Genomic DNA, 6,783 nt, shown 5'->3' on the forward strand with positions numbered 1-6,783 from the left:
CCGCCCGACCCTCGGCCGGACGGCGCCGTCGTGCGGGCGTCAGCCGCCGATCGCGGCGCCGACGTCCGTGAGGAACGCGTCGGCGGCCTCCTCGGGCGTCATGCGCTCGAACAGCACCTCGGTGTTGATCCGGATCATGATGTCCTGGATCTCGTTCGCGCCGTTCGGCGGCACGACCGGGTTGTCGACGATGTCGGGCTCCAGGTCGGCCATGAAGTCCGCGACCTTCTGGTCCGCGGCCGTCAGCTCGGGCAGGATCGCCTCCCGCACCGACATGTTGGCCGGCAGGCCGCGGTCGGTGAGCTGCAGCTTGGCCACCTCCGGGTCGTTGAGCAGGAAGTCCACGAGCTTCGCCGACTCCTCGGGGTGCTCCGTCTTCGCGGAGATCGAGTAATACATGGCCGGCTTGAAGTACATGCCGGTGCGCTCGAACTCCGACTCGCCGGGCAGCCGCAGGAGCTCCAGCTCGTGGCCGGACGCGTCGGACAGCGCGCCGAGCTGGTTGGACCACCACACGCCCATCGCGCCGGCGTTGGTGCCGAGCAGCGAGCCCTCCGGCCCGGCGTTCTGGTACTCCACCGACCGCGACGCGTCGGGCTGGCCACCGTTCGCCATGAGGTCCAGCGACGTCTGGAAGAACTCCGCGACCGTCTCCTTGGAGACGCCGAGCGTGCCGTCCTCGGTGTAGAGGGACTCGCCCTTCTGCCGGGCCAGCACGTTGAGGCCGGCCTCGTTGAAGCCGTAGTCCTGCGCCCCCCAGACGCCGTCACCGGCGCCCTTCGCGATCTTCCCGGCGATGTCGACGTACTCGTCCCAGGTCCAGGTCGTGTCGTCGGGCATCTCGACGCCCGCGTCGGCGAAGATCTGCGGGTCGGCGACCATGGCGTAGGCGTTGACGCCCGTCGGGATGCCGACGAGCTTGCCGTCCACCTCGCCCGTGCCGAGGATGTCCTCGGGGATCTCGGAGGTGTCGACGCCCGTCATCTCGCCGATGACACCGCGCGACGCGTAGTCGGACAGGTACCGCTCCTCCTGGGTGATGACGTCCGGGGTGTCGCCGCCCGCCGTGGCGGTGGCGAGCTTGTCCCAGTAGCCGTCCCAGTCGGTGTAGTCCGGCACCACGGTGATGCCGGGGTTCTTCTCCTCGAACAGGTCGATGATCTGCTGGGTGGTCTTGTGCCGGTCGTCCGACCCCCACCAGGCGAAGCGGATCTCGACGTCCCCGTCGCCGCCGCCGTCGTCGTCTGACGGCATGGCGCCGGAGTCGCCGGAGCAGGCGGTGAGGGCGAGGGCCCCTGCCGCGGTGAGCGCGACGAGCGCGACGCCGCGGCGTCGCGCCGCCCGGGTGGCTGTGACTCGCATGAGGTTCTCCTTCGAACGGGTGCGAACTACTTGATGCCTGTGGTGGCGATGCCCTTGACGAGGTACTTCTGGCCGAACAGGAAGACGAGGAACACGGGGATCAGGGAGACGATCGACATCGCGAACAGCGGTCCCCACGAGCTGTTGCTCGTGGCGTCGACGAAGGTGCGCAGCGCGATGGGCACGGTGTACATGTCCGGCTTCGTCAGGAAGATGAGCTGGCTGAAGAAGTCGTTCCACGTCCAGATGAACGTGAAGATCGCGGTGGTGGCGAGGGCCGGCAGCGACAGCGGCAGCATGATCCGCAGGTAGATGCGCACGTGCCCGCAGCCGTCGAGGCGGGCCGCCTCGTCGAGGTCCTTCGGGATGCCGCGGAAGAACTGCACCATGAGGAACACGAAGAACGCGTCCGTGGCCAGCAGCTTCGGCACGATCAGCGGCAGGAACGTGTTGATCCACGACAGCGACGAGAACAGGATGTACTGCGGCACGATGATCACGTGGATCGGCAGCATGATCGACATGAGCATGATCGCGAACCACAGGTTGCGGCCCCGGAACTTCAGCCGGGCGAACGCATAGGCCGCCATCGAGCACGAGACCAGGTTGCCGAGCACCGACCCGAGCACGACGATCGCCGAGTTCAGCAGGTAGTGGCTGAACGGGTCCAGCAGGGCGTTCCAGCCGTCGGTGTAGTTGCCGAAGTCCCACTCGGTGGGGATCAGCCCGGGCTCGCGGAAGATGAGCTCGGTCGGCTTGAACGAGCTCGCCAGCATCCACAGCAGCGGGTAGAGCATGACGAGCCCGAAGGCGATGAGCGCGACGTGCCGGAGCACGCGGCGGACCGCGGTCCAGGCGCGGCCGCGCGGCGGGCGGCGCTCGGGGTAGGTCGCCGCCACCTCGGAGAGCGTGGGGCGGGGACCCGCGGGGTGCGACTCGGGGCGCGGCTCGGTGCGCGCGGGAGCGTCAGTCATCGTAGAAGACCCAGAACTTGGAGGCGAGGAAGTTCACGGCGGTCATGCCCGCCACGACGAGCAGCAGGAACCACGCCATCGCGGACGCGTACCCCATCTGGTAGGAGCTGAAGCCCTTCTCGTAGAGGTAGAGCGTGTAGAAGAGCGTGGAGTCGACCGGCCCGCCCGTGCCGCCGCTCACGATGAACGCCTGCGTGAACGACTGGAACGCCCCGATGAGCTGCAGCACCAGGTTGAAGAAGATGATCGGCGTGAGCAGCGGCACCGTGATGCTGCGGAAGCGGCGCCAGCGGCCCGCGCCGTCGATCGCCGCGGCCTCGTAGTACATCGCCGGGATCTGCCGCAGCCCGGCCAGGAAGATGATCATCGGCGCACCGAACGTCCAGACGTTCAGGATCATGAGGGTGCCGAGCGCGTAGTCGGGGTGCGACACCCAGCCGACGCCCTCGATCCCGAAGAACCCGAGGACCTGGTTCACGAGGCCGTCGGCCCCGAACACCTGCCGCCACAGGATGGCGATGGCGACGCTGCCGCCGAGCAGCGACGGCAGGTAGTACACCGACCGGTAGAACGCCAGGCCGCGCAGCCCCTTGTCGAGCACCATCGCGAGCGCGAGCGCTGCGGCGAGCTGCAGCGGCACCGAGACGAGCACGTAGGTGAACGTGACCTTCAGCGCCTGGAAGAAGCGCGGGTCGTCGAACATGCGGGTGTAGTTCTCGAGCCCGATCCACCCCGGGGCCTCGAGCAGGCTGTAGTCCGTGAACGACAGGTACAGGGACGCGACCAGCGGGAACGCCGTGATGAGGACGAGCCCGACGAACCACGGGGCGAGGAAGAGCGCCGCGGCCTTGCCGTCGCCCTTGCGCGTCTCCCGCGCGGCCCCGCGGGTGCGGGCGACCTCCTGGATCACCGCCATCGCGGCACCCTGCCGATCCGGTCGCCGATCACGTCGCCGATCACGCTGCCGATCGGCGTGCTGGTGGGCGTCATCGCCGGCCTCCCGATCCTCGTCGATCCGTGGTCCCCGGCACCTGCGCCTGGAAACCGGTTGCTTCTCGGGAACGTACCACGAGAGGAACCGGTTTCCAATGGTGTACCGTCGGCTCGTGAGCACGAGGAGGCACCGATGCCTGAGCTGAACGTCCGGCGACCGTCCGTCACCATCGCGGACGTCGCCGCCGCCGCGGGCGTCTCGCGCGCCACCGTCTCCCGCGTGATGAACGGTCGCAGCACCGTCGACCCCGCCATCGCCGCGCGGGTGCAGGAGGCGGCGATCGACCTGAACTACCGCCCCAGCAACGTCGCGCGCAGCCTGTCCCTCGGGCGCACCGAGACAGTCGCGCTCGTGGTGCCAGACCTCGGCAACCCCGTGTTCCAGCAGATCCTGCGCGGTGTGACCTCCGCCGCCGCGGAGGACGGCTACCGCGTGCTCGTCGCCGACGCCGCCGAGGACCCCTCGGAGGAGGCGGCCATCGCCCGCGAGGCGCGCATGCGCTGCGACGCGCTCATCCTGGTCGCTCCCCGCATGCCCGGCACGGCCCTCGACGCGCTGCTCCCGCTCGTCTCCCCCGCGGCCGTGATCAACCGTCCCGTCGACCACCCGGCCACCCCCAGCCTGGTCATCGACTACGAGGACGCCACCGTCCAGGTCGTCGAGCACCTCGTCGGCCTCGGGCACCGCCGCCTCGCCTACCTCGCGGGGCCGCGGGCCGCCGCGACCGACGTCGCCCGGCGCGCCGGCCTCGCCACCGCCCTCGAGCGCCACCCGGACCTCGAGGTCGTCGAGCTCCCCGTGGGCGCCGACCTGGCGTCCGGCCACGCGGCCGCGGGCGAGGTCCTCGCGAGCCGCGCCACCGCCGTCGTCGCCTACAACGACCTGGTGGCGTTCGGCCTCCTGGCCGCGCTCAACGAGGCGGGCGTCGCCGTGCCCGGCGACATCTCGGTGGCCGGCTACGACGACATCGACCTCGCCCGGTACGCGACGCCCGGCCTGACCACCGTGTCCGTGCCCCAGGCCGAGCTCGGCCGCCAGGCGTGGCGCGAGCTGCACTCCGTCATCGACGACGACGCGCACGCGGCCACCACCACCCGGTTCACCGCGCGCCTCGAGGCCCGCTCCAGCACCGGGCCGGTGCCGCGCAGCATCGCGCGGGCCGTCGTCACCGAGCCCGAGCCTGCCGCGACGCCGGAGACGGACGTCGCCGACCCCGGCCCGACGTGGTCCGTCGAGCCGCGCGAGATCGTGCTGCGCCACACGCGCGACCGGGTGCCGCTGGCGCGGTACGTCGACGGCGAGCGGCTGCCAGCCATCCACTCCCCGCGCCCGTACCTGCACCCGGTGCACTCGCTGGCGGGCGTGCCCCTCACCGAGTCCGAGCCGGTGGACCACCGGCACCACTACGGCGTGAGCGTCGCGGTGCCCGACGTCAACGGCACGAGCTTCTGGGGCGGCCGCACGTTCGTGGCCGACGTCGGCCCGACGCTGCTGCCCAACCACGGCCGCCAGGTGAGCACGCGCGCGGAGGTCGACCCGCTCGCGCCCCACGTGCTGCACGACACCGTGCGCTGGGACGACGAGCACGGCAACCCCCTGCTCGACGAGCAGCGCCGGCTCGCCGCCCGCCTCCTCGACGACGGCACGTGGGTGCTCGACTGGCGCACCACCCTGCACGCGTCGTACCAGCCGCTGGAGATCCGCTCGCCGGCCACCAACGGGCGCCCGGGCGCCGGGTACGGCGGCGTCTTCTGGCGCGCGCCGATGTCGCAGAGCACGGTCGTGCTGTCGCAGGCGGGCGAGGGCGAGGCCCTGGCCCACGGCAGCACGTCGCCCTGGGTGGCCTACGTCCAGCAGCACCACGACCCCTACGCCCCGCCCCAGGAACAGGACCGCCCGACGACGCTGCTGCTCGCGCAGACGTCGACGCCACGGCCGTGGTTCCTGCGCGCCGCGGAGTACCCCGGCGCGGGGCCCGCGCTCGCCTGGGACACGCCGCTCGTCGTGCCCGCCGGCGGCACCGTCGAGACGGGCGTCGTGGCCGCGCTCGTCGACCGCGCGCTCGGCCACGACGAGGCCGCGGCCCTCGCCGCCACCCTGCGCTGACCCCACCCTCGCCGGCCCACCGGACCCACCTCCCTGCACGCCCGCACGACACGGACAGGACGACGATGACCGACCCGACCTCCGACGGCTCTGCCACCCGGATCGCCCCGCAGATCGCGGTCGTGGGCCTGCACGGCCACGGCGCCTCCCACGTGCGCCGGGTGCTCGAGCTCCAGCGCGCCGGACGGGCGCGGCTCGCCGCCGTCGTCGACCCGCGCGAGCCGGGTCCCGGCCACGACGCCCACGACGCCGGTGCGCCCTGGTTCCCCACGCTCGGCGACCTGCTGTCCGCCCCGCAGGCCCGGGTCGACGTCGTCGTGCTGAGCACGCCCATCCCCACCCACCTGCCGCTCGCTCGTGCCGCGATGGAGACCGGCATCGACGTGCTCCTGGAGAAGCCGACGACGGCGTCGCTCGCCGAGCACGCCGAGCTCGTCGCGGTGGCCGAGCGGACGGGCCGCCGCTGCCAGGTGGGCTTCCAGACCTTCGGCTCGCACGCCCTGCCCGCCGCGGCCGGCCTCCTGGCGCGCGGCGAGATCGGCGAGGTGCAGGGGCTCGGCGCCGTCGGCACCTGGGTGCGCACCGCGTCGTACTGGAGGCGCGCCGCCTGGGCGGGCCGACGCCGGCTCGACGGCCGTGACGTCGTCGACGGGGTGGTGACCAACCCGCTGGCCCACGCGGTCGCGACCACGCTGCGGCTCGGCGGGGCGACCACGGCGCAGGACGTCGCCTGGGTGGACACCGACCTGTACCGCGCCAACCCGATCGAGGCCGACGACACCTCCGCGGTGCGGGTCAAGGACGCCGCCGGCCGCCGGTACGGCTTCGGCCTCACCCTGTGCGCGGCCGAGCGCACGCCGGCGCGCGTGGTCGTGACCGGCACCCGCGGCGAGCTGGTCCTCGAGTACGAGCACGACCGCCTGCTGCTGCGCACCGACTCCGTGCAGATGGACAAGACCTACGGGCGCGCCTCCCTGCTGGACGACCTGCTGGCGGCGCGCGCCGACGACGGGCGCCAGCTCCTGTGCGACGTCCGCGACACCGGCGCGTTCATGCGGGTGCTCGAGGCCGTGCGCACCAGCGCCGACCCGACGCCGATCGCGCCCGAGCACGTCGAGTGGCAGGGCGACGGCGACGAGCGACACCCCGTGGTGCGCGACGTCGAGCACTGGTGCGCCGAGGTCGCGCGCACGCAACGCACGTTCGCCGAGCTCGGCGCACCCTGGGCCCGCTGACCTTGCCGAGATAGAGAACCCCTGAGCGCGAGATAGAGAGGCTCGGACGGGCCGCGCCAGCGGGCGCCCCGTCCGGGCCTCTCTATCTCGCGGACCTGCCTTCTCTATCTCG

Annotated in this window: 5 protein-coding genes; 2 read left to right on the forward strand and 3 right to left on the reverse strand. The window is 72.2% G+C overall.

What is annotated here, in order from left to right; all coding sequences use genetic code 11:
- Positions 1 to 39: 39 nt before the first annotated feature.
- Genes ACFUVW_RS18520 through ACFUVW_RS18530 form a run of 3 tightly spaced genes read right to left on the reverse strand, consistent with a single transcriptional unit; the run spans position 40 to position 3,252 of the window.
- Positions 40 to 1,362, reverse strand: coding sequence for an ABC transporter substrate-binding protein (locus ACFUVW_RS18520; RefSeq protein WP_430572776.1), 1,323 nt, complete (start codon positions 1,360 to 1,362; stop codon positions 40 to 42).
- 26 nt (positions 1,363 to 1,388) lie between these two features.
- A complete protein-coding gene (locus tag ACFUVW_RS18525) occupies positions 1,389 to 2,336 on the reverse strand; it encodes a carbohydrate ABC transporter permease (RefSeq protein ID WP_430572777.1) in 948 nt (315 codons plus the stop codon).
- Positions 2,329 to 3,252, reverse strand: coding sequence for a carbohydrate ABC transporter permease (locus ACFUVW_RS18530; RefSeq protein ID WP_430572778.1), 924 nt, complete (start codon positions 3,250 to 3,252; stop codon positions 2,329 to 2,331). Before ACFUVW_RS18530 ends, ACFUVW_RS18525 begins: the two co-directional genes overlap by 8 nt.
- Positions 3,253 to 3,462: 210 nt before the next feature.
- Here ACFUVW_RS18530 and ACFUVW_RS18535 point away from each other — a divergent pair, with 210 nt between their 5' ends.
- The gene (locus ACFUVW_RS18535; RefSeq protein ID WP_430572779.1) at positions 3,463 to 5,436 is read left to right on the forward strand and encodes a DUF6807 family protein; all 1,974 of its coding nucleotides are present in this window, start codon (positions 3,463 to 3,465) and stop codon (positions 5,434 to 5,436) included.
- Between the two features lie 65 nt (positions 5,437 to 5,501).
- Positions 5,502 to 6,671: a Gfo/Idh/MocA family protein gene (locus ACFUVW_RS18540; protein ID WP_430572780.1), complete on the forward strand. Its 1,170-nt coding sequence runs from the start codon at positions 5,502 to 5,504 to the stop codon at positions 6,669 to 6,671.
- Positions 6,672 to 6,783 lie beyond the last annotated feature (112 nt).

It is taken from the genome of Isoptericola sp. NPDC057391, assembly GCF_042668085.1.
In the GTDB taxonomy this organism is placed as follows: Bacteria; Actinomycetota; Actinomycetes; order Actinomycetales; family Cellulomonadaceae; genus Isoptericola.

Excerpts from the sequence above, each read along its gene's own strand:
- ACFUVW_RS18520 (WP_430572776.1), bottom strand. The coding sequence starts at position 1,362 with ATGCGAGTCACAGCCACCCGGGCGGCGCGACGCCGCGGCGTCGCGCTC.
- ACFUVW_RS18525 (WP_430572777.1), bottom strand. The coding sequence starts at position 2,336 with ATGACTGACGCTCCCGCGCGCACCGAGCCGCGCCCCGAGTCGCACCCC.
- ACFUVW_RS18530 (WP_430572778.1), bottom strand. The coding sequence starts at position 3,252 with ATGGCGGTGATCCAGGAGGTCGCCCGCACCCGCGGGGCCGCGCGGGAG.
- ACFUVW_RS18535 (WP_430572779.1), top strand. The coding sequence starts at position 3,463 with ATGCCTGAGCTGAACGTCCGGCGACCGTCCGTCACCATCGCGGACGTC.
- ACFUVW_RS18540 (WP_430572780.1), top strand. The coding sequence starts at position 5,502 with ATGACCGACCCGACCTCCGACGGCTCTGCCACCCGGATCGCCCCGCAG.